Here is a 522-nt window from a genome sequence, read left to right on the forward strand (position 1 = left end):
CCTTCATCGACTCCTAGTGTCAAGGCATCCACCGTGCGCCCTTTCTAACTTAACCAAACTAAAAATTAAAAAATATGAGCTACACTGTTATCTAGTTTTCAAAGAACATACCATTTGCTATTTAAAATAGCTTTTTGGTGGAGCCTAGCGGGATCGAACCGCTGACCTCCTGCGTGCAAGGCAGGCGCTCTCCCAGCTGAGCTAAGGCCCCAAAATGTATGGTGGGCCTAAATGGACTCGAACCATCGACCTCACGCTTATCAGGCGTGCGCTCTAACCAGCTGAGCTATAGGCCCATACAAATTGCAGGATTTATTTATATCATATCCTCATTTAAGAGTCAATACTGAATTGAACTCTCAAAACTAAACGAAAACGAAACACGGAAACTTATATTGATAAGCAGCGCTTATCAATTCTCCATAGAAAGGAGGTGATCCAGCCGCACCTTCCGATACGGCTACCTTGTTACGACTTCACCCCAATCATCTGTCCCACCTTAGGCGGCTGGCTCCAAAAAGG

Annotated in this window: 2 tRNA genes and 1 rRNA gene; all 3 read right to left on the reverse strand. The window is 45.2% G+C overall.

The window, feature by feature from the left end:
• Nucleotides 1-135: 135 nt before the first annotated feature.
• Nucleotides 136-211 (reverse strand) — tRNA-Ala (locus tag ACTFSL_RS31110).
• A gap of 8 nt (nucleotides 212-219) precedes the next feature.
• Nucleotides 220-296: transfer RNA gene (locus ACTFSL_RS31115), tRNA-Ile, on the reverse strand.
• 130 nt (nucleotides 297-426) lie between these two features.
• A 16S ribosomal RNA gene (locus ACTFSL_RS31120) occupies nucleotides 427-522 on the reverse strand; the annotation flags it as partial.

The organism is Bacillus cereus group sp. MYBK108-1, assembly GCF_051917185.1.
Lineage (GTDB): Bacteria > Bacillota > Bacilli > Bacillales > Bacillaceae_G > Bacillus_A > Bacillus_A cereus.